At 55.8% G+C, this 23,913-nt stretch carries 15 protein-coding genes; 14 read left to right on the top strand and 1 reads right to left on the bottom strand.

The features are described 5' to 3' along the window. The first annotated feature begins 33 nt into the window (after positions 1 to 33). From JYE50_RS12255 to JYE50_RS12265, 3 genes are all read left to right on the top strand, one after another. Positions 34 to 1,611: a hypothetical protein gene (locus JYE50_RS12255; RefSeq protein WP_084096300.1), complete on the top strand. Its 1,578-nt coding sequence runs from the start codon at positions 34 to 36 to the stop codon at positions 1,609 to 1,611. Beyond that, the gene (locus JYE50_RS12260; RefSeq protein WP_084096301.1) at positions 1,608 to 3,008 is read left to right on the top strand and encodes a hypothetical protein; all 1,401 of its coding nucleotides are present in this window, start codon (positions 1,608 to 1,610) and stop codon (positions 3,006 to 3,008) included. Before JYE50_RS12255 ends, JYE50_RS12260 begins: the two co-directional genes overlap by 4 nt. Positions 3,009 to 3,090: 82 nt before the next feature. After that, positions 3,091 to 5,160 (top strand): sulfatase-like hydrolase/transferase, encoded by a 2,070-nt coding sequence (locus JYE50_RS12265; protein WP_143763653.1) that lies wholly within the window; start codon positions 3,091 to 3,093, stop codon positions 5,158 to 5,160. Between the two features lie 279 nt (positions 5,161 to 5,439). On the opposite strand, the gene JYE50_RS12270 is transcribed toward JYE50_RS12265, so the two are convergent. Next, on the bottom strand, positions 5,440 to 7,644 hold the full coding sequence (locus JYE50_RS12270; protein ID WP_084096303.1) for a hypothetical protein: 2,205 nt from the start codon (positions 7,642 to 7,644) through the stop codon (positions 5,440 to 5,442). A gap of 181 nt (positions 7,645 to 7,825) precedes the next feature. Between JYE50_RS12270 and JYE50_RS12275 the strand changes: the two genes are divergently transcribed. The 11 genes from JYE50_RS12275 to JYE50_RS12325 all read left to right on the top strand — a co-directional run bounded on the left by JYE50_RS12275 (position 7,826) and on the right by JYE50_RS12325 (position 23,893). Then, complete coding sequence (locus JYE50_RS12275) at positions 7,826 to 9,049, top strand: glycosyltransferase family 4 protein (protein WP_084096304.1); 1,224 nt, start codon at positions 7,826 to 7,828, stop codon at positions 9,047 to 9,049. A 262-nt stretch (positions 9,050 to 9,311) separates the two neighbouring features. After that, the gene (locus JYE50_RS12280; protein ID WP_084096305.1) at positions 9,312 to 10,388 is read left to right on the top strand and encodes a mannose-1-phosphate guanylyltransferase; all 1,077 of its coding nucleotides are present in this window, start codon (positions 9,312 to 9,314) and stop codon (positions 10,386 to 10,388) included. A gap of 2 nt (positions 10,389 to 10,390) precedes the next feature. After that, positions 10,391 to 11,170: an ABC transporter permease gene (locus tag JYE50_RS12285; protein WP_084096306.1), complete on the top strand. Its 780-nt coding sequence runs from the start codon at positions 10,391 to 10,393 to the stop codon at positions 11,168 to 11,170. Positions 11,171 to 11,283: 113 nt separating this feature from the next. Further along, positions 11,284 to 12,459 carry an ABC transporter ATP-binding protein gene (locus JYE50_RS12290; RefSeq protein ID WP_283399236.1) on the top strand — a complete coding sequence of 392 codons (1,176 nt, stop codon included), beginning with the start codon at positions 11,284 to 11,286 and terminating at the stop codon, positions 12,457 to 12,459. 19 nt (positions 12,460 to 12,478) lie between these two features. Further along, entirely contained in the window at positions 12,479 to 12,853 is a 375-nt protein-coding gene (locus JYE50_RS12295) for a hypothetical protein (protein ID WP_084096308.1), read from the top strand. Position 12,854: 1 nt separating this feature from the next. Further along, entirely contained in the window at positions 12,855 to 13,925 is a 1,071-nt protein-coding gene (locus JYE50_RS12300) for a glycosyltransferase family 4 protein (protein WP_084096309.1), read from the top strand. Between the two features lie 28 nt (positions 13,926 to 13,953). Beyond that, on the top strand, positions 13,954 to 15,138 hold the full coding sequence (locus JYE50_RS12305) for a glycosyltransferase family 4 protein (protein ID WP_283399232.1): 1,185 nt from the start codon (positions 13,954 to 13,956) through the stop codon (positions 15,136 to 15,138). A 259-nt stretch (positions 15,139 to 15,397) separates the two neighbouring features. Further along, positions 15,398 to 18,112: a leucine-rich repeat protein gene (locus tag JYE50_RS12310; protein ID WP_084096310.1), complete on the top strand. Its 2,715-nt coding sequence runs from the start codon at positions 15,398 to 15,400 to the stop codon at positions 18,110 to 18,112. A gap of 114 nt (positions 18,113 to 18,226) precedes the next feature. Further along, positions 18,227 to 19,159, top strand: a complete 933-nt coding sequence (locus tag JYE50_RS12315; protein WP_179138371.1) for an acyltransferase — start codon at positions 18,227 to 18,229, stop codon at positions 19,157 to 19,159. A 22-nt stretch (positions 19,160 to 19,181) separates the two neighbouring features. Next, entirely contained in the window at positions 19,182 to 20,009 is an 828-nt protein-coding gene (locus JYE50_RS12320; protein ID WP_084096312.1) for a methyltransferase domain-containing protein, read from the top strand. A gap of 14 nt (positions 20,010 to 20,023) precedes the next feature. Continuing rightward, positions 20,024 to 23,893 (top strand): glycosyltransferase, encoded by a 3,870-nt coding sequence (locus JYE50_RS12325; RefSeq protein WP_084096313.1) that lies wholly within the window; start codon positions 20,024 to 20,026, stop codon positions 23,891 to 23,893. Positions 23,894 to 23,913: the final 20 nt, after the last annotated feature.

Genomic DNA, 23,913 nt, shown 5'->3' on the forward strand with positions numbered 1-23,913 from the left:
GAGAATAGAGCTCAGAGAGTGAGGGACAGTAGATTGGATAACAACGAGAACAGGCTGGACATGATGCCGGCGGGTAATGACCGGCAGATCCAGCTGGTGGTGAACAGCCAGGAAGAGGATTCTATCGACCTGGGCAACGTGTTTCATAACATGAAGCTGAAAAAGCGCATTTTTGCCTGGGTATTGGTACTGTGCCTGGTGTTGGGCGTATGCGCGCCGCTGCTGCTTTATCAGCTCACAAAGACTCCGCTGACGGTTTCTTCTGTGGTTACGCTCAGGTATGAAGCACCTGTGAAAGAAGACGCAGAGGATATCCGGGAGGGGAAGAAGACCCTGGCGGAAGCGGAATTTGCCCCGGTGACGGATCTGAGCGCGCCGGACGGAACAGAACTGGATCTGAACCAGATCACTTCTTCCTATGTGCTCCAGACGGCGCTGGATGGTATGACGCTATCAAAGCCTATTACCGCTGCGGTGCTGCGGGATAATATTGCGATCCGTACAATTCTGACAGACGAAAGCCAACGGACGAAGGAAGCCCTGGCAGGCCTGGCTGACGCGAAAAACGCGGATGCTTACAGGCAGCTGCAGACAGCGGAGATGGAATATCAGAACCGGTTTGTGGTTTCCCTGACGAACGGTTTCGGCGATGAGGACAGCAGGGTCAAGATTGAGCTGAAGGATGCGGAACTGAAGCAGCTGCTGGACCGGATCCTGACGGTGTATAACGACTATCTGGTCCGGACATACGCGGACGTGAAGCTGCCGGAAGATGCTTTCTCCATTATCGACACGGCGGATCTGGATGTGCTGGACAGTCTGGACCAGCTCCGGAAGGGCCTGGATGACCTTTACAGCTACTGCGACGCAAAGACCGATACGGTCAAGGCATACCGGTCCTGGCAGACGGGCCGCTCCCTGACGGACTGGATGGAAACACTGCAGACCTTCAAGAGTATAAATGTGGATTACCTGTATGCCATGGTGAGTGAGAACGCGATCACCCGGGACAAGGCGGAGCTGCTGACCAACTGGAAGTACATGCTGCGCATGGCGAAAAGTGACCTGGAAAGGACAAACGAGAATATTGCCGAGACGAAAAAGCTGCTGGCAACCTACAAGAATGATGAAGTGTTCATCTCCATGCAGGAAAGCGACGCAGCCAAGACTACCAAAACGGCGACAGAGTATTATAACAACCTGATCCTCCAGCAGACAGAAAACTATGAAAAGGCGGCAGAACTGAAGGCTTCCATCGCGGACTATGAAGACCGGATCCTCCGGCTGGACGCGAAAACGAGGACGGATGTGACCGCGGAAGTGGAAGAAGAGCTGGCCCGCTCGATCGCCTCCGCACAGAGCATGTACAAAAACATTCGTGAACATATGGAAGAGCTGTTTGAGAGCCAGATGTACACGACGTTTGAGGATCACAGCGCGGCGCAGGGAAAAGAACAGAGCTTTATCGCGGCCAATGTGAAAAAGATCATTATCTTCGTGGCGCTCTTTGTGGCCCTTGGCTTCGGACTGTGGTTCCTGGCCGGGCTTGCGCCTGAGTTCTCCAAAAGCAGAAAAGAAACGGAAACCGGAAAGGAGGCGGCTGCGAAATGACTACCATGAAGAAAACGCACTGGCTCCGGAATACACTGATTGTCCTGATCATCTGCGGCCTGATCGGATCCGCGCTGGCAGCGGTGCTGTTCTTTAAGGAGAACAGCCAGACCTATGCTTCAGCGTCCCTTCTGTTTTCCTTTGAAGGCGCGGCCGAAGGCAAGGCGCCGAACGGCTATCCCTTTGACGTGAGCGGCCTGGCTTCGGATGAAGTGTTGGAACAGGCACTGGAAGCCTCTGAACTGACGGGAACCTATACAGCGGAACAGCTGAGGGGAAACCTCCGCGTGACCGGCGTATATCCGGAACGGATCGCAGAGCAGATGACCCAATATGTGTCCCTGCTGGACGCAAGCGCGGGCAGTCAGGCGGCTGTGACGGATTATCACGCGACTCAGTACGGGGTGACGCTGTTTAACGATTTTGACCGGAACATCTCCGCCGGTAAGCTGACCGGACTGCTGGACAATATTCTGACAGCATACCGCGGCTATTTTGCAAAGACCTACACAGCAAGCCTGGAGAAGAAAGATCCTATCGACAACCTTTCTGAATATGACTATGCCCAGCAACTGGAGGCTGTCCTGGAAACCGTGAGACAGCAAAGCCGGTTTGCGGCGGAAATGCAGGAACTGGCACCGGATTTCCTGCTGGACGGCAAAAGCTTCGGGGATATCGCGGTGCGGTACCAGGGCCTGGAAAGCGACATTAACCGGCTGGATGCCACCATTACCCTGAACGCGGTTTCCAAGGATCAGGACCGGCTGAAGAAACGGTATGAGATGGAGATCCGCTCCCAGGGATTCCAGCTGGAAAGTATGAAGGAAGAACTGAAGCTGATCGAGGAACAGGTGAACAGCTTCGACAAGGACGGCATCATCTATGTCAGTGCCAACGGTTACTTAAGCAAGGTAGGCAATGAAACGTCCAACACTTATGACAAGCTGGTAGAGAAGCGCAAGAGCGTTTCAGACAAGATCGCGGAGATCAACGCCACGATCACACTCTACCAGGCCCGGCTGGATGATATGACCGGCGCGGCTTCCGTGAAAACGGAGAACGAATCGGAAGATGCCACTGCGGTGGAAAAGCTGAGCAAGAGCGAACTGAAAGAACTGACCGAAACGGTGGAAACAAGGATCCAGGGACTGATTGCCAAGAAGACCGCTGTGGCGGCTGATTTCGCGGCCATGCTGGATGCCTATTCCGCAAGGGAGATCAATGAGAAATCGGTTTCTGTGAGCGGACTGAAATACAAAGCGCCGACGCTGCTTTCCGGTGCGTTTATTGTGAAAGCGATCAAGACGGCCGGACCGATCTGCGCGGTTGGATTTATGGTGTGCATGGTGCTGCTGATCCTTTCCAGGAGGAAAGAATATAAAGCGATACAGAAGTAAGCGTGGCCGCCGGGATGCGGCGTTCGGAATGACATAAAAGAGCAGATTCCAATCCGGGAAAACCAGAAAGGGGCTGTATGTTGTGAAGAAGAATAGCCGGTTGTCGTTTCATACGATTCTTCCGGGGCTGTTCTGCGCCTTTGTGCTTTTCGTCTTCGCACCTGTGGACATGTACCTTTCGACAGCGGATGAGCTGTGGTTTTCCCTGAAGGACCTGATCCCGTGGCTGCTGATCTTTGCCGCGGTGACCTTTGCGGGAATCACTCTGCTTTGCTGTATCCTTCCGAAGAAGCTTTCTGTGATTTTCAGGGCAGGCGTATACGCCTGCTCTTTTCTTTTGTGGCTGCAGGGAAACGTGCTGATAACAGACTACGGCACCCTGGACGGAGAAAAGGTTCACTGGGCTGAATACAGAGTGCCGGGGATCCTGAACGCGCTGATCTGGATCGCGGTGATCGCGTTGTTTATTTTCCTGATGCTCCGGCTGCGGAAAAAGTTCCGCGGGGTTGTGGAAGCAGCTGCGTGCATCCTGCTGGCGACCCAGATCGTGACGCTGGGCGTGCTGCTGATCCGGCAGCCGCAGAAAGCCGAGCAACAGGGGGATCGCTATCTTTCCCGTGAGAATGAATTTGTTATATCCCCGGAAGAGAATACCCTGGTGTTTGTGCTGGACTGTTTTGATGGAAACCTGATGACCACGCTGCTGGAAGAGTATCCGGAAGACACGTCTGAGAAATTTCCTGATTTCACCTTTTATCCGGATACGGTGGCGGCAGCGGCCCGGACCAAGTACGCGATTCCTTTCATCCTGACCGGAGATACTAACCGGGAAGAACAATCCTACAATGAATACCTGTCCAAAGCATACGGTGCCTCGCCGCTTATGCAGGAACTGGCCACAGGAAAATACAGCACCGGTTTTTACACGATCCAGCAGTATATGGATCTGTCCCGGGATGACGCCGTTGAGAACATCTATGACGGTACTCCGAAGCCCTTATCCCTGTTCGGCCTGACCAAGCAGTTCATGAAACTGGTTGCATTCCGGTACGCGCCGTCGATCCTGGCACCGAATTTCTGGATGTATACAGGGGATTTTGAGTACTGGAAGAACACAGACGCCAATGCGGGTTACCGCATAGACGATGACATGTTCTTTATGCAGCTGCTTGAGGAAGGATTAAAGGCGGAAGCAAAGAAACCGGCGTTCCGGTTTTACCACCTGAAGGGTGCCCACAGTCCCTATATCCTGGATCGCAAAGCGGCTCCTGTTGATGAAGAAGGCGGAACCGAAGAGGAGCAGGCGCTCGGAGCACTGTATATCGTGACGGAGTATATGAGGCAGCTGAAGGATCTGGGATTATATGACCGGGCAACGGTTATTGTGATGGCGGACCACGGATACGGTGCTCACAGCAATATGGAACACTGTCCGCTCTTCATGGTGAAGCTTCCGGGAGAATCCCATGATTTTAAGGTGTCGGATATGCCTTTCTCCCAGGCGTCTATGGCTGATCTGCTGACACATGCGGTGAAAGGGCAGCTGACTTCCCTGGAAGCGTGGCGGTCAGAGGGGAAAAGGTATTTCTATAGTTCCAGGGAGCATGAGGGAATCATTGACCTGTCAGAATATGTGATCGACAGCCCCGGCATCGGAAAAGACGTGGAACCCACAGGGGTCGTTTACCACGGTGATACGCTGAACCGGTCCAGGGATTATACCCTGGGGACCGTGCTGTATTTCAACGGACGGGACACCGGCCGCAGCTGCATTGTATCCGGTTTTTCAGCAAACGAAGGGTATTATACCTGGACAAGCGGACATGACGCGGAGATGCTCTTTGAGTTTACGGAAACGCCGCTGGGCGACCTGGAAATGCTGCTGGACCACGGGACATTCAACGGCGAGCAGACCGTGGAAGTGTGGGTCAACGAAGAGAAGATTGAAACCTATTACGCCTACGGGGAAGGATACTATTCCGTGGCGATTCCCGCGGGCATGACGGACGGGAATGTGCTGCGGGTACGGCTGCATCTTCCGGACGCCAATTCGCCTTTGGCGCTGGGCACGGGAGATGACGGGCGGCTGCTCGGGCTGTCGATGAAATCGATTGTGATCAGAGAGCGTGAGGCTGCTGAAGCAGCCCGGTGAAATATTGCCTTCGGCAATGTGAAATACGCCTTCGGCGTGTGAAATATTGAACGCAGGCGTTCAATGTGAAATATTCGGCTGCCGCCGAATGTGCAAGATGGTGCTGCTTCGCAGCGGTTTTCAATCCTCCGTGCTAACGCTTGATCGGAAAGGAGATTTCTCCGCTTCGCCTTACGGCTTCGGTCGGAATGACAATGGAGGGCGGGCACTTTTGAATATAAAAAATCATGTTTGTGCTGCAAACATGATTTTTTTCTTTGCTGTGTTTGGTATGACAGTTTATTTTTCGGAGAGCATGATGCTTTCGAAGGCGACAGCCAGGGTGCGGGAATCTCCGTTTCCGGGCTGCCGGGCATCGGGGAAGAGGAAACGAAGGGTAAGGGACCCTGTTTCCGCGTAGGCATCGGCGGGAACAGTGAAGAAGATATAGTCGTTTGAACCGGTAATAATGGCGTCCAGGACAGGAACATCATTGGCGAAGACCTGGCAGGCCTGCTCTCCGATGGTCATTTTCCAGGCCCAGGAAACGCGGAGGTCAACAGGTTCGGAAACATCCGGACGGAAGGTGAGGGAAGCCTCTTCCGCGTTTGTCCAGGTAAAGCCGTTCTCAGGATTGGAGAAACCGGTGGGACGGTAATTCCGGAACGGCGCGTCCGCCCCGTAGAAGAAGATCTCTTCATCCAGGAGATAAAGGGAAGGATCCAGCATGGAAAGACGGGACGGATCCTTGGCCCGGTATACGTGATACCAGGTAAGGCCTTCCGGGGTGATCTCCTCGTTCATTTCCGGATCAAGCAGGGAGAATTCCCCGACGGTGACGATCTGGCTGATGGAATCCAGGTTAAGCGTTTCACTGCCGGTATAATAAGCCAGGGTATCAGGCAGGCAGCCTTCACCCAGGGGGAGGGACTGCGCGGCGGCGGGATTCTCCTGCTTAAGGAGTGTTTCCCGTACACCGCTGAAGGTGGCAAAGGCATAATCGTCATTCATAATCGTGTTTATGGCACGTAGCTCGGGATCATGAGCTGTTTCCGAAAGGACGAGCACAGTGCCGTCCGCCGTATCCAGATGACGGTCCAGGATCTGTGCTTCGGCGATCAGGCCGGCATCGGTGATCTCTTCCTCCTCTTTCGCGCTTTGGACAAAGACGACGCCGGAGGCTGTTTCCAGCACGAGCATCAGGGGAAGCAGGAGACAGGCAAATGCCCGGGCTCTTTTTTTGCTTAGCAGGATCAGGATAACCGCTAGCAGGATGATCGGAACAAGCTTCCACAGCCAGAGTGCCCCGGAGGATGCCTGGTCAAACCGTTTGGTGAACTGCAGCACGGGGAAATCCACAAGGCTGCCGGCAGAAGGAATGAACAGGAAAAGCGCCAGCAGGCAGGCAAAGCTCGCGGTTGCCAGCGTAAGGGGATTCTTTATGGAGAAGGGCTCCGTCTCTTCCGCCGCGGTGAGACCCAGCAGCAGGAAGGGGAAGACGGCACCCAGGAAATAGCGCAGGTGGATACGGAGGGCGATCCTGGGGAAATCCGCGTAGAGCGATACACCGAAAGCAACACCCAGCGTGACGAAAAGGACATAGCACAGGGAAAGCAGGAACAGGCTTTGATTGGCCGGAGCCAGCTTCTTGTACCGCACAGCGGGCAGGGCGACCGGGAAGAAGCCCGCGGAGAGAAGGAAGAACAGAAGCAGGATGCCGGAAGCGTACAGGAGGTACATCATCCGGGAAGCGCCGGCAAGGTTGTCCGCGGATACCTGGGCGGAATAGGAGTAGGTCATACCGCTCAGCAGGACAAAGCGCGTGAACAGGAAGGGCACCAGAACACCGGCGATGAAACAGCCGAGGGAAAGCAGGGCGGCCTTCCTGCCGGTTTTATGATTCAAAAGGCCTGCGGCAAGCGCGACCGCGACAGCCGCGATCCAGGCGGCACCGACTTCCTTGGCAAAGTAAAGCAGGAAACCGAGAACACCAAGCAGGAAAGCATGGAAGGGCTTCCTTTCAGAAGTGAAGAAACGGTAGGCAGCGTAAAAACCCCAGAGGACCAGCGGAAGATACAGGTTTTCCGCCATAAAGGTCAGGGAGAAGAGCAGGTTCGGGGAGAAGGCCAGGACCAGAAGGGAAAGGATAACCTGCCAGTTTTTCTTCAGTATCCGGCGGGCCAGAAGGTAGCCGGGGATCAGGGCGGAGGAAACGAGCAGCGCGTTGAAAGCGGAAATCAGCTGTGTGCGCAGGACACCGTCTGAAACGGCATAAAAGGGAGAAAGCAGGAGAGGATAAAGAAGCTTGGTGAAATGGAGCGGTGTCCCGTAAACATTCAGGGAGCCGCGCAGGAAGATATTCTGGGACAGCTCCAGGTAGAAGAGCTCGTCATTGTAGGTGACGGCCGCTTTCGGAAAGATTGAAAGAATAACACGAAGAACGGCTGAAAGGATCAGCAGGAGAAGAAAGAAAAGGGTGAGTTTATTCTGTCGCTTTTCTGTCATACGTTCTTTGCACCGTCCTTGATCAATCAGAATCTGTTGTGTGAATACGCCGCGAAAGGATGGCGGCACAGCGGAATTGTACTGAAAACAATATACCATAAAGGACAGGGAAAGTACACTTTCCTTGTCAACGAACGGGTTGTGGGATATAATCAAAACGTTAAACCGGGGAGGGAAATGCATGACAGGCGGCAGGGAAAAGATAGCCTTTGTATGCCAGCGGTATGGACTGGAAGTCAACGGCGGCGCTGAACTGCACTGCAGGCAGCTTGCAGAACGGATGGCTGCCCGGTATGACGTGACGGTGTACACAACCTGCGCGCTGGACTATATCACCTGGAAGAACCACTATGCCGCGGGAGAGGAAATGATCTCCGGTGTGCAGGTGAAACGCTTTCCGGTGGAGCGGGAACGTAACAAGGAACGTTTTGACCGGATCTCTGACCGGGTGTTTTCCGATCCGTCCCATACGGATGAGGAAGAAAAAGAATGGATTGAGGAACAGGGCCCCTTCTGTCCGGAACTGATCCGGGTGCTGCGGGAAGAACGCCGGACATACCGGGTTGTGTTCTTTATGACTTATCTGTATTATCTGACAGCAACCGGGCTGACGGATGATTTTGAAAACGCGATGCTGATCCCGACGGTGCATGATGAACCGCCGGTCTATCTGCGTCATTATGAAAAAGTGTTCAACGCAGCCAAAGCCATTGCCTGGAACACGGAAGAAGAGAAGGCGTTCGCTGAAAAACGCTTCCCTTCCATCCGGGGAAAGAAAGGCATCCTGGCAGGCGTCGGGATAGATGAACCGGCTGTTCCCCTGCCGGAGATTCCGGAGGAACTCCGGGGAACCCGATACCTGGTTTATGCCGGGCGGATCGATGAGAGCAAGGGCTGCCGGGAGATGATGGAAGCTTTCCGGAGGTACAGGGATAACAGCAAAAGCGGGCTGAAGCTGGTGCTTGTCGGGAAGCCGGTGATGGATATTCCGAAAGACCCGGATATTATTCCGCTGGGTTTTGTGAGCGACGAGATGAAACTGGCGCTCATGCGGGACGCGTTTGCGCTGGTGCTGTTCAGCAAGTATGAGAGCCTGAGCATGGTCGTGCTGGAAAGCATGATGATGGGGCGGCCTGTGATCGTGACAGGACAGTGCAAGGTGCTGAAAGGGCACTGCGTGAGAAGCAACGCGGGTCTCTATTTCAACGGATATGCCGAGTTTGATGGCTGTGTCAGCTGGCTGCTGGCACATCCGGAAGCATATGAGGTTATGCGTGAAAACGGGCGGCGGTATGTGAAGGAAAACTACTGCTGGGGAAGGATTTTGGACAAGTTTTCAGAGCTGATCCAGAATGAGGTAGGAAGTAGGAGGCAGGAGGTTCGCCTGCGGGCGGGGCTCTGCTGAGAACCTGAAAATGTGCGCCTGCGGCGCTTAGTAAGGGATTCCTCCACGCGGGCACAAAGTGCCCTTGGTCGGAATGACAATGGGGGCGTGTGCCTGCGGACAATGATGTCTTAACAAGGCCCCGGAGGAGATCCTTCGACACGTTCACTCCGTTCACTTGCTCAGGATGACAACGAGGGAAGGAACGGATTAAGTGATAAGTGACCAGTGAAGAGTGTAGAGTGAAGAGTTGCCCGCAGACGGGCAGAAGGAGAAAACAGGAATGAAGACGACGGCTTTGATCATGGCCGGAGGCCGGGGCGAGCGGTTCTGGCCGATGAGCCGGAAGAGCATGCCGAAGCAGTTCCTTTCCCTGACGGGAACGGATCAGACGATGATCCAGAGCACAGTGGAACGGATCCTGCCGCTGGTGGCGATGGAGGATATCTATATTGCCACGAACCGGGAATACCGGGAACTGATCCGGAAACAGCTGCCGGAGATTCCGGAAGCAAACATCCTGTGCGAGCCGATGGCAAAGAACACAGCTCCCTGCATTGGCTGGGGCGCGGTGACCATCCGGAAGAAATACGGGGACGCGATGATGATCGTACTCCCGTCGGACCACCTGGTGCAGCAGCAGACGCTGTTCAGGCGGGTGCTGAAGAATGCCGTGCGGACGGCGGAGGAGACCGGCGGCCTGGTGACGCTGGGCATTTCTCCCAAGACGCCGGATACGGGCTACGGCTATATCCAGTATGACACGGAGGAAGGGACAGGATTTGAAAGCGCTTTCCGCGTGAAGCGTTTTGTGGAGAAACCGAACCTGGAAACCGCCAAAGCATACCTGGCCAGCGGGGAATACCTGTGGAACAGCGGTATGTTTATCTGGAAGGCTTCCGCGATCCTGAAGGAAATGGAAGAGAAGCTTCCGGGGAATTACGAACTGCTGGAGAAGATCGAAAAGGCCATCGGAACGGAAGCGGAAGAGGAAACCGTGGAAAGCGCTTTCGCGCAGATGCAGTCCATTTCCATTGACTATGGTGTAATGGAGAAGGCGGAGAACGTCTATGTGCTTCCCTCCAGCTTTGGATGGGATGACGTGGGCAGCTGGCTTGCGGTCGGCCGGATTAATCCCGGAAACGATATGGGCAATGTGATCAAGGGTGATATCGTTTCGGTGAACACCGCGCGGTGCATTGTACAGGGCGGGAAAAAGATGATCGCCATGGTCGGCATGGAAGACACGATCGTGGTGGATACGGAGGACGCGCTGCTGGTATGCGCGAAGGACAGCGCCGGAGACATCAAGAAGGTGCTGGAAGTGCTCAGGGCAGTGAACAGAACGGAGTTGCTGTGAAAATGAAGGAAACACTGAAGGAGATCTGGGCGTACCGGAGCATGATCCGGTCCCTGGTGCACAAGGACCTGCGGGGACGGTACCAGGCGAGCGTACTGGGATTCCTGTGGACGTTTATCGTGCCGCTGTGCCAGCTGCTTGTCTATTCGGTTGTCTTTGGCAGCATCCTGCAAAACGAAATTGAGAAGTTCGAACTGTACCTGTTTGTGGCGCTGATCCCGTGGAACTTCTTTTCCGCCTGTCTGACGGGCGGCTCCAGCAGCATCATCCAGCAGCAGAGCCTGGTGAACAAGATCTATTTCCCCCGGGAAGTGGTGCCGATCTCCTATGTGACAAGTTCTTTTGTGAACATGCTGTACTGTGAGATCATCGTGATCATTGTGGCGCTGTTTTCCGGCGTACAGTTCAGCCTGGTGGGCCTGCTGTGCCTGCCGGTTGTGATGATCATTGAATATATCCTGGCGCTGGGCATTACGATGATCCTGAGCGCGGTTGACGTATACTTCCGGGACCTGGAACACGTGATGGGCATCATTGCCATGGCGTGGATGTTCATGACGCCGATCATGTATGACATCAATATCGGTGACGGAAAGCTCAAAACGATCCTGCAGCTGAATCCCATGACGAGCATTGTGACGTCATACCGGGACATTCTGTACCGGGGCAGTGTTCCGGAAATCGGAGCCCTGGGTATTTCCCTGGGAGTAGGCCTGGTGTTCCTTGTGATCGGCTTTATCGTCTTCGGAAAGCTGAAGCGGCGGTTCTCGGAGGTGATGTGATTATGAATTCAGAATTAAGAATTAAGAATTCAGAATTAAAGGATGACGGGGCAGGAAACGCGGTGTCGGAAAAGACCGGTGAGGTTGTTATTGATGTCCGGAATGTAAAGAAGATGTTCCGGGTTTACCGGGACCGGGGTAACACCCTGAAGGAAAGACTCCTGTTTGCCGGACGCCGGCGGTATGAAGAACATTGGGTTCTGAACGGGATCAGTTTCCAGGTGAAAAAGGGAGAAGCTGTCGGCCTGGTCGGTGAAAACGGCTGCGGCAAGAGTACAACCCTGAAGATGCTGACCCGGATCCTGTATCCGGATGAGGGCTCCATTCAGATCAAAGGCCGGGTATCCAGCCTGATCGAACTGGGTGCCGGTTTCCATCCGGACCTGAGCGGCCGGGAAAACATCTATACCAACGCGTCGATCTTCGGCCTGAGCAGGAAGGAGATCGACGAGCGGCTGGAAACCATTATCGCCTTCAGCGAACTGGAAGAGTTTATTGATGACCCGGTACGGACTTATTCCAGCGGTATGTATATGCGGCTGGCCTTCGCTGTAGCGATCAATGTGGACGCGGACATCCTGCTGATCGATGAGATCCTGGCGGTGGGTGATGCTGCGTTCCAGGCCAAGTGTTTCCGGAAACTGCAGGAGATCAAGGGCCAGGGAACAACGATCGTGATCGTGAGCCATGCGATGGCCCAGATCGAGCAGATCTGTGAACGGAGTATCTGGATCGACGAGGGCCTGATCCGGATGGAAGGCGCGCCGCGGGATGTTCATCCGCACTATATGGCCTGGATGAGCCAGAAAAACAGCGGCGGGGAATCTGACCTGAAGGACGCGGAGATAGACGCGGAAGGCCATCTGAAACGCTGGGGCAGCGGGGAGGCCCGGATGACCGCGATTACGGTGATCGGAAAAGACGGACAGGAAGCAAAGGAGTTCTCTCCCGAAGATCCTTTCACGATCCATATTGAATATACCGCGAAGAAGGAACTGACAGACGCTGTGGTCGGCCTGGCGGTCTACCGCGGGGACGGGGCGCTGGTGTACGGAACAAACACGCTGATCGATACCTCCTCGCCGCTGACGCTGAAGGGGGAGGGATCGATCGACCTGATCGTGGACAACCTGCCGGTGACCAACGGCGACTATACCTTTGACCTGGCCATTCACCGGCCGGACGGTTTCAACTATGACTTCCGGCGGGACATCTGCACGCTGCATATCGCGGGCAGGACACAGACGCCGGGTGAGATTGCCCTGCCGCACCGGTGGGAGATACGCTGAGAAAGAGAGGCCGAGACGGATGAGCGAAAAGATGGAGAAGCCGCAGGTGGATATTGAGGCGATCATGGAAGAGATCCGGGAGGAGGTCCGGAAGAAGGGCCCCTATGAACCGATCCCCGGCCTGGATGACATTCCCACATCCGTGCTGCGTAAAACCGACTGGACTGTAAGCTGCGCTTATCCGGCGGAAGGCGGCAATCCGCTGAAACGGTTGTATACGAAACTGGTTTCCAAAGCGGTCCGGTGCGCGCTTTTCCCGCTGACGAACCGGCTGACGCAGATCCATGAAGAGATGAGCCTGCGGATGGATGAGATGACAGGCATGATCGAGGATCAGCAGAAGGAAATCGATGACCTGTATCTGAGAATAGAGCAGCTGGAGAAAGGGAAATAACATGCGGGTGATACAGGTGCTCCCCGCGCTGTACTTCGGGGACGCGATCGGAAACACTACGCTGGCGATCCGGGACATCCTGCGGGAAGAGGGCTATGAGACCGCCATCTACACGGAGGAAATGGGACCGCGGATGGAGGCGGAAGCGCTGGACATTCGTGAGATGCCCGTGCTGGCCGCGGATGACGTGCTGATCTATCATGGTTCGGTGGGAACCGACCTGAATTTTAAACTGCCTGAATTCGGCGGACGGCAGATGATGATCTATCACAACATCACCCCGCCGCGTTTTTTCCGCCGTTACAGCCGTGATACGGAACGGAATGTGAGATACGGATATGACGGGATCCGGTATCTTGCGGATAAAATGGAATACTGCGTCGCGGTATCGGACTATAACCGGCAGGAACTCCGGCGGATGGGGTATACCTGCCCGATCGACGTGTGTCCGATCATCATCCCGTTCGCGGACTATGACCGGGAACCGGATGCGGAAGTGCTGGCACGGTACCGGGGGGACGGAAAGAAAAACTGGATGTTCCTTGGCCGCGTTTCCCCGAACAAAAAGGCGGAGGATGTTATCCGGGCGTTTGCCTGCTATAAGCGGGATTATGAACCGGAAAGCCGTCTTTTCCTGATCGGCCGCACGGGCGGTGTGAAGCTGTATGACAAGGCGCTGGAAAACTATATCAGGCTGCTGGGTGTGGAAGACAGCGTGATCATGCCGGGGCATGTGACTTTCGCGGAGATCCTGGCTTACTATCACCTGGCGGATGTGTTTGTCTGCATGAGCGAGCATGAAGGGTTCTGCGTGCCGCTTGTGGAGGCGATGTATTTTGGTATTCCGATTGCGGCCTTCCGTTCTTCCGCCATTCCGGACACGCTGGGAAAAGGCGGACTGCTCCTGCCGGAAAAGGATCCGGCAGTCGCGGCAGCCGCGGTTAACCGGCTGCTGACGGATGAGGCGCTTCGGCAGGAACTGCGGAAGGGCCAGGAGGAAAAACTGAAGGAATACGCTTACGAAACGGTGAAGGCCAGGTTCCTGGAATGCCTGAAACACATGACGGAATAAAGGCAGCCGGGAGAAAGGGAAACAGAGGATGATGAAAAAGACAGGCTTTGTGGCGCCCTGGTACGGTGAAAAGATCGGCGGCGGCGCGGAGGCGGAACTGCGGGGACTGATCCACCACCTGGCGGACGCGGGTGTGCCGCTGGAAGTGCTGACGACCTGCGCGGAAAGCTTTGCCAGCGACTGGAGCCTGGACTATCATGAACCCGGACTGACCGTTGAGGCGGGTATCCCCGTACGCAGGTTCCGGACGCGGAGGCGCAACGAGGAGCTGTTTGAGCGGGTGAACCGGAAACTCGTCAACGGCAGAAGTGTCAGCATTGCCGAAGAAAGCATCTACTGCCGGGAAATGGTGAACAGCCCGGACCTGTATGAATACATGCGTGAGCACGGGGATGAATACGGCCTGTTTGTTTTTATCCCCTATATGTTCGGAACAACGTATTACGGCTGCCAGATCCATCCGGAAAAGTCCGTCCTGATCCCCTGTCTGCACGATGAAGCATACGCTTATATGCGCTGCTTCCGGGATGCTTTTTCCAAAGTGCACGGCATGATCTTTCACGCGCGTCCGGAGCAGGAACTGGCCCGGAAGCTTTACGGTGTGCAGGGAGACAGGTTCCCTGTGGCAGGAGAAGGAATTGATACGGACTGGGAAGCCGATCCGGAGCGGTTCCGCCGCAAGTTCGGCATCCGGGATCCGTTTATCCTGTATGCCGGACGAAAAGAACCCGGAAAACGGGTTGACGTGCTGGTGAAATACTTCGCCCAATTCCGGAAGGAACGGGAAGAAGAAGTCAAGCTGGTGCTGATCGGCGGGGGCAAGGTGGAAAACCCGGATCCGAAAAACATCATTGATCTCGGCTTTGTGGATAAGCAGGATAAATATGACGCTTATGCTGCCGCGGCATTCTTCTGCAATCCCAGCGAAATGGAAAGCTTTTCCATTGTGCTGATGGAAAGCTGGTTCGCAGGCCGGCCGGTGCTGGTGAACGGCAAGTGCGCGGTAACAACGGATTTTGTTAAGGATGCCAACGGAGGCTTATATTACAAGGACTACAGGGAATTCGCCGCATGCGCGGAATACCTGCTTTCCCATGACCGGATTGCGGACGCGATGGGACAGAACGGAAGGGAATATGTACGCGGCCGGTTTACCTGGGATGTAATAACCAAAAAATACATATCACTCCTGCAAATGTTTGCGGGAATGTGAATACAAAAAATTTCATAAGTGTTAATAAAGTTTTACAACACAAGATGTAGTATTTGCGGACATTCGGGGCAAAAACCGCCCACAAAATAGGCGAAAACATACCTGAAAACAAGAAAATATAAAGCGAAAACAAGCTTGAAAAGCTTACAGGCGGAGAGTATAATAAATTAACTCCGTATGATGAGTTGTTACAAAAGAGGAAAATTTTATTTCCCCGGAGTTAACAGCAAACCAACTGGTAAGAAGGAGAAAGAGAACGATGAAGAAACTTGCATTGCTCCTGGCGCTGTGTCTGTTTGTGAGCAGCATCGGTCTGACCGCGCTTGCGGAAGAACCCGTTGCTGAAGCGGCAGAACCTGTTGCGGAAGTTGCCGCGGAAGAAGCTGCTCCCGCTGAGGAGCCTGCGGCTGAAGAAACTGCTCCTGCCGAGGAGGCCGCTCCCGCTGAGGAAGCTGCCCCTGCTGAAGAAGCTGCTCCCGCTGAGGAAGCTGCCCCTGCTGAAGAAGCTGCTCCCGCTGAGGAAGCCGCTCCTGCTGAGGAAGCCGCTCCCGCTGAAGAAGCCGCTCCTGCTGAAGAAGCTGCTCCTGCTGAGGAAGCTGCTCCCGCTGAGGAAGCTGCTCCTGCCGAGGAAGCTGCTCCCGCTGAAGAGCAGAAGAAAGAATCCATGACGAGGAAACTCGCCGGCGGCACTGTGCTGTATGCTGACAAGGAACTGACCAATGAGATCGGTACCCTGAACGGCGGCGCGCTGGTCATCCTGACCGGTGTTGAAGAAGATGCTGCCAGCATCCGCTATGCTGTGGAAGAGAACGGCGCCCGCGTGGTTAAGACCGCCTGGGTTAAGGCTGACGCGCTGAAGGATGCCGGTGAGGAAGACCTGACCGAAGCCCAGCTGAAGGCTGTTGCTTTTGTTGCGGTTGAAGCTGCTGAAGAAGAACCCGCTGCTGAAGAACCTGCTGCTGAAGAAGCCGCTGAGGAACCTGCCGCGGAAGAAGCTGAAGAAGAGCCCGCCGCAGAGGAAGAGTCTGCTGAGGAACCCGCTGCTGAAGAAGCTGCGGAGGAAGAACCCGCCGCTGAGGAAGCTGAGGAAGCCCCCGCTGCTGAAGAAGTGGTTGCTGAGGAAGCTGTAGAAGAAGCTCCTGCCGCCGCGGAAGAACCCGCTGTGGTTGAAGAGCCTGTGGCCGAAGAAGCGCCTGCCGCTGCTGAGGAGCCCGCTGCTGAAGAAGAAGCCGCTACTCCTACCGAGGTAGCCGAGATCGAAGAAGAGACCGTTGAGGAAGAGGCCCTGGAAGGAGCTTCTCCTGACGACTATGTGGTTCGTGATGACGGTACGATCATCGAGTACAACGGTACCTCCACCTCCATCACCCTGCCGCTGACTGTGAAGGGTGTTGCGGTGAAACGTCTGAGCGAGGCTGTTTTCGCCAACAACAAGAAGATCCTGAACGTGACTCTGCCGGACAGCATCATGGTGGATGCCGGCGCTTTCCGGAATTGTACCTCCCTGCTGAGCGTGAGCATGCACAACAGCATCGACACGATCTCCGCGGAGTGCTTTGAAGGCTGTACTGCCCTGCTGACCGTTTCCTGGCCGGAAAGTCTGAAGACGATCGAGCATGACGCCTTCAGCGGCTGCACCAGCCTGACCGGTGTTCCGTCCGGTACAAAGCTGGAAACCCTGGGCGACAACGCTTTCAAGGGATGTACCGCGCTGACCTATGCTGACCTGCCTTCCACGCTGACCAAGATCGGCCAGGGTGCTTTCGCCGGCTGCAACAAGCTGCAGGAGATCGTGATCCCCGACAGCGTGACCGTGCTGGGCAACCGTGCTTTCGAAGGCTGCTCTGCCGCGACCAAGCTGACCCTGTCCAAGGGCGTGACTGTGATCAACAACTACTGCTTCAGCGGCTGCAGCAGCATCGGAGAGATCAATATCCCCTCCAATGTGGTTGAAATCGGCCGTGAAGCCTTTGCGAACTGCACTGCCGCTTCTATCATCCGCCTGCCCAAGGAACTGGTGCAGGTCGGTAATGACGCCTTCACCGGACGGAACGCTGACAGCGTTATGTTCTGGAAAGAGTGCCAGGGCAAGGATAAGGTCTACCTGGGCACCAACGCCCTGGGCAGCGCCGGTTATATCGTTGCGCCGCAGGAGTCCAAGGCTGCTGATTACGCCAAGGATCACGCCGGCGTCACCCTGATCACCTCCGAAGTCTGGGACTATGTGGTTCGCTGCTACAATCTGATCCAGGGCCGTACACCCGCTGACAGCGAAGTGCTGTACTGGGCGAAGCCCATTTCCGCCGGCAAGGAAACCGGTGCCTCCATCGTGAAGAACTTCTTCGACAGTAACGAGTTCAAGAAGAAGAACCTTTCCAATGAAGCGAAGGTTAAGCTCCTGTATCAGGTTATGCAGGCCCGTACCCCCGAAGCATGGGAAGTTGAATACTGGCTGGATTTCCTGGAAAGCGGATTCACCACTGACTATGTGATCAACGGATTCGCTACTTCCAATGAATTCAAAGGTATCTGTGACTTCTACAAGATGAAGCCCGGCACCGTTGCCGTGACCAAGTACCGCGACAAGAACAAGCTGGCCACCGCGTTCGTTGCCCGCTGCTACACCAAGGCCCTGGGCCGGAAGTATGATGAAACCGGTATCGAATACTGGTGCGAACGCCTGCTGACGGGCAAGGATACTCCCGCGAAGGTCGCCTCCGGCTTCGTGTTCTCCGATGAAGCGAAGAAGAAGAACTGGAACAATACCCAGTTCCTGGAAGTGCTGTATCACCTCTTCTTTGACCGTGAGCCCGATTCTGTCGGTATGGCCTACTGGCTGCCGAAGCTGAACGCCGGTATGAAGAGAGAAAACGTTGTGAACGGCTTCGCTTCCTCCGATGAGTTCAAGGTGCTGCTGAAGAAGTACAACCTGGATAACATCAAGCCGGCCAAGAACACGAAGAAAAAGAAGTAATTTCCGAAACTGAACGTAAAATCAAACATGTACGCTCCCTCCTGCGGGGCAGCTCCGGGCTGCCCCCTGGAGGGAGATTTACAGTATCAGGAAAGTATTCCGGAAAGAGTGAAGATGGGAAAGATCAAAAAGATCCTCGGCGCGTTCCTCCATGCGCCGGAACGTTTTGACGAGCTGGCCGGAAGAATCGCGAAAACGGACAGCAGCCTGGGCAAACGGGTGGATGAGCTGAACATAGACTGGTTTATGGAACAGCTGCTCGGGAACCGGGAACTGCTGGAGAAACTGAACCGGCAGCTGAGTATCACGCCCACGGTGTGGGGTGATCCGGCGCGGCTGGAGATCGATGAAACGGCGGATGTATTCACCTGCTTTTTTAATACGAATTCAGGCCGGATCAGGATCGGGCAGTATACCTTTGCCGGGTCCGACGTGAGCCTGCTGGCGGGAAGCCACGATCCGAAACTGACGGGCTACCTGCGCAGGGACGCGGAACTGTCGGAGGGCTGTGACATCACCATCGGAAACGGGGTATGGCTGGCCTCCGGCTGTATTGTGCTGGGCCCATGCGAGATCGGCGATAACGCGGTGATCGCGGCCGGCGCGGTGGTGGTTCCCGGAACGGTTGTGCCCGCGGGCGCTGTTTACGCAGGCATTCCCGCAAAGGAAACGGGTCGGCTGGATCCGGCGGACGGCGCCGGGGCGGAAGCGCCGGCAGTCCTCAGCGCGCTGGAGCGGAACGGGGGAATCCTGTTTACGGCGGGATGGACCTCCAAATCAACAGGGATCCTGTCCCATCCCGCACGGTTCCTGAAAGGGGAAGGCGTTGCGCTGACACGCCTGAGCCAGGCAACGGTGGAATACCGGATGAAGGATACTGAAAAAGCGGAGATCCTCATTTCCGGTCCCGGCGGGGAACAGCGGCTGGTGCTTTCCGGCATGGAAGGAAAAACGGAGACCGGGCTGCCTGTATTAACGGATGAAGTGACGGAAATCCGTTTCCGCCTCCTGACGCCGGGGGCAGAGGTCCTGCTGTCGGTCTATTAAGCATTCCGGGGAGGAAATACTGTTGTTTTACCTGAAACTGATCCTGTATTATCTTCGGCATCCTGTCCAGCTGCTGAAGGGTTTATGGCGGAAAGTAAAAAGGATTCCGCCTGTTCATGCTGCCGGTGTGACAGCCAAGGGAATGCTGCACGCAACCCGGACAGAAACGCGTGTGGGTGAACTGGAGCAGGAAAAGTCTGTTATTGAAGCGGAGAACAGGGAACTGAAGGAAAGGATCCGCCGCCTGGAGGCGCTTCGGGATCTTCGGGAGGTTTCCCTGAGCGGGACCTGGCTCCGGGAGGAAGCACAGCGGCAGGCAGATGAACCGGAACGCCTTGAGATATACCGGAAGGTGATCGAGCAGAACCGCCGGGAGGATGAAGTGTTCCAGGCGGTGGCCCTGGGCTGCGGCCGGGGGGATACCCTGGCTGAACTGGAAGGCCTTGGGATACAGGCACTGGGTGTGGACGATGACGCGGCCGCGGTCAGCGCATGCGCTGAAAAGAACCTGACAGCCGTTTATGCTGAGCCGGTCACCTGGCTCCGGAACTGCCAGAGCGGATCGGCGGACCTGATCACAATGATCCACCTGACAGAACGCCTGGCACCGGAACAGGTCTGCCGGGCGCTGGAGGAGGCTGCCCGCGTGCTGCGGGAAGACGGAACGCTGATCATTGAGACAGCGGATCCGGAACAGGCCGGAGAATACAGCATGCTGCGGGATCCGGCTTTTGCGACCGTGATGACTCCGGAAACGGTGACCGGGCTCGCCGGCCGCGCAGGGCTGAAAGCCGCGGAGACGGTACAGGCGGGCAGCGGAAACAGCATTGCTATCCTTCGGAATGAATAAGATGGAGATTGCTCATGAGAATACTGGTTTGCAATGAACGGTTCCTGTTCCGCTTCGGCGTGGACCGGTGCCTGCTGATGCTGGGGAACCAGTGGCGGAAGGACGGTCATGAGATCATCATGATGGGCAACCGGATGGATCCGGCTTCTGTCAGCAAATGCTCTGACCGCTTTATCCGTATTCCGGACGCGCCGGATTACCGTACCTGGAATGAGTATACCCTGGACTATCTCCGGGAGCACTGGGACGAATGGTTTAATGAAAGCAACCGGCCTGACGCCGCGCTGGTGGCGGGCTGGCCTTTTTACCTGTGCATTCCGTTCCTGCGGGAAAAGTGCGGATGCGTGGTTGCGCATGACCACGGGGCGGTTCCCGTGAAGGGAATGAGCGGTCCGAACCTGGAAAACCAGAAGCGTCTGAGACAGCTGCGGAAGGAAACCCTCTGCCAGGCAAACAAGATCATCGCGGTGAGCCGCTTCCTGGAGGAGACCCAGAGCAAACCGGATACAAAAGGGAAAGTGCCGACCACCTGCGTGCTCAACGGCGTGGACCATATTGCGGGACGGCTGTGGGCCAATGAGGAACTGGACTTGCAGGACAACCATGTGGTGGAGGAAGTCCGGGCACTGAAGAAAGCCGGAATGCGGATCCTTTTCCAGCCCGGGCGGTGGGAAAACGGAAACTATAAAAACTGCGCCGCGACAGTACAGCTGTCGAAGGCACTGACAGATAAAGATATTGATCACCGGATCCTGGTGCTGGCGGACGAAAAGAGCCTGGAGACAGTACCGGAGGACATCCGGCGGAATTACCTGTGCACTGGGTTTGTGGATGATGAGACCATGAAACAGCTGATGGAGCTGTCGGACGTGGGGATCATTCCAAGCCTGTGGGAAGGGTTTGATCTTCCGCTGGGCGAGATGCAGTTCCTGGGCACCAAGACATTCGCACTGGATATCGGCGCGCATCCGGAAGTGGTGGTGGATCCTTATTTCCTGTGCAGGGATATGGGGGAAATGACCGAAAAAGTGATCCGGGAACTGAGCGGCGGACAGGCTTTTGACGAGGACCGGTTCCGGCAGCTCTGTGAACAGTACCGCAGGGAGTTTACCTGGGAAAACCGGGCAAAGCAGATGATGGATGAGATACAGGAATCCGTCCGGTCTGCCTTTGTCCTTTATGTTGACGTGACCAACGCGTGCAGGGATACCGCCAACGGCGGCATTATGCGGGTGACGCGGAAATTGTCCAGGCACCTGCAGGAGCGGGTGAATACGGTTTTTGTGCTGTGGGATGACAGCATCGGACAGTTTGTGCTTCCGACAAAGCAGGAAATTGATACCCTGTCCCGTTTTGACGGACCGGATCCGAAAAAGATCCTTTACCGGTCCGGTTCGGAACAGAACCGCACGAAGATGGGGGATATCCTGCAGAGGCTTCCGGCGGGACCGGGAAACCTGCTGGTCATTGAGACGGCACAGTACAGGATGCTGGAATGCGCGATCCCCTGGCTTCATGACCACGGGATCAGCGTTTCCGCGGTGTTTCATGACGCGATCCCGGTGCTCTATCCGCAATTCTGCAATGATGAGATCCTGGCCAACCACAGGGGTTATATGCTCTGCCTGGCGGAGATGGACAGTGTTATGCCCACGGCGGAGCATAACGGAACAGATCTGACGGAATACTGGGCGCAGAACGGGATTGAAACCGGCACCCGGGTGCGGGCTGTCGGCCTGGCAGCTGAAATAGACGGCATGCCCCGGAAACAGCAGAAGGCGGAACGTATGCCGGCAAACAAACAGATCCTGTTTGTTTCCACCCTGGAACCCCGGAAGAACCATATCCGTTTCCTGGAAGCGCTTGAGGTGCTTTTTGCGGCGCATCCGGAACTGGAAAAGACAACAAGCGTGCACCTGGTCGGCAAAAGATATGAGGAGCGGGAAGAGATCCCCGCCTTTGTGGAAGCTTTCTGCGCGGACCACAGGAATGTGAAATGGCTGGGGGTCGTGGATGACGCGACACTCCGGGCGGAATATACAGCCTGTACGTTTACGGCCTATCCCTCAGAGGTTGAGGGTTTCGGTATGCCGATCATCGAAAGCCTGTGGGCGGGAAAACCCTGCCTGTGCAGCCGGGACGGAAGCATCGGGGAGCTGGCGGCGGCCGGAGGCTGCTGCCTGACGGATGTGACAGACCGGAAAGCGATGGCGGATGCCCTGTACAAAATGCTGACGGATGAGGAATACCTGGTCCGCCTGCAGCATGAAGCAACGGAACGGACGATCCGCGGCTGGGCGGAATATGCGGATGAGATGGCAGACTGGCTGCGCGGCCTGCCCAGGTATACGCCTGATCCGGCGCGCGGAAGGATCCCCGGACGGATCCTGTGCGAGATCAGCCGGATGCGCGCAAACCATACAGGCCGCCGTATGGTCACAGTGAGCCACCTGTATCCCCCGGGAGTTATCGGCGGTGCGGAGATCATCGCGCATCACCAGCTGAGGGCCATACAGGGGGACGGACTGGCAACGGGCATTGTGCTCTCGCTGGACGTGGACGGAAAGCATGTGCCTGGGACCATATACGGTGAAACCGTTGACGGGGTGAAGGTGATCCGGATCTGTCGGGATATCACCTGCATGGAACAGCGGGGGATCTGCTTCTTTGACCCGATGGTGAACGAGGTATTCCGGGAACTGTGTGAAGCCTGGGAACCTGAGGTTGTGCAGTTCCACCATGTGACCGGAATGTCCATGGGAATGGTTGAGATTGCAAGGCAGTATAAGGCAAAGACGGTCTTCACGCTGCATGACAACTGGGGATTCTGCTATAAGAACACAAGGCTTATGGAGAACGGGCGGCTGTGCAGCGACGTGACTGCCTGTGAGAACTGCCGGGTGATGTTTGAATCCGACGGCATGCAGGTTCCCATGGGGGTCCGGAAGAGCTATTACCGGCATGTTTTTGAAAAAGCGGATGCCTTTGTTTCGCCCAGCGCCTACCTGGCGAGGGCTTATATAGCCGCGGGGTTTGACGCCCACAAGATGCACGTGGTGAAGAACGGGATTGATTACGCGTCCTACGCGAACCTGGAAAAGGTTCCGGGAAAACAGTTCCGGATCACATACGCGGGTGTCTTCGGCCCGCATAAGGGTGTGGACGTGCTGATCCGTGCGGCGGCGCTGACGGAAGGCCTGAGTATCCTGATCAACCTGGTCGGAAAGGGCGATGAGGAGCCCTATTACCGGAAACTGATAGAAGAGCTGGGACTGACCGGAAAGATTGTTTTCCGGGGGAAACTGTCCAACGAGGAAATGCGCGGGATATACCGGGAAACAGACCTGTTCTGTCTTCCCGCCCTTTCACCGGAAAACCAGCCGGTGACCATTACCGAAGCGATGTCCTGCGGGATCCCCGTGATCGCTTCCGATGTTGGCGGCGTGAAGGAACTGGTGGAGGACGGTGTGACCGGATACCTGGTCGAAGCGGGAAACGCGGAGGACCTGGCAGCGAAGATCCGCCTGCTGTGCAATGACCCGGACGCCTGTAAACGGATGGGTGAGACCGGAAAACAGCGCATGGCGGATAATGATTTCCACTGCCACGCGCGGAATATGGCGGAACTGTTTGACCGGATCCGTCCGGCGAAACCGGTGAAGGGCAGGAAGATCCTCCTGGTGAAGGGAAAGAAGCTGCCTCTGTATATGGACCGGATGACACGATATGATGTGATCCCCATGGACTGGATCGTGGACGGAGAGGATTATGCCCGGACGGAGGCGGTCCTGGTGCCAGACGGGGAAACGCTGACCGACGCGGAAAAAGAAACTGTGGAGCGGTATCAGCTGCAGGTTATCAATACGATTGACCGGATCTCCTGACCGGAAGCCTGCGGGGGAAC

The organism is Aristaeella lactis (assembly GCF_018118585.1).
GTDB lineage: Bacteria > Bacillota > Clostridia > Christensenellales > Aristaeellaceae > Aristaeella > Aristaeella lactis.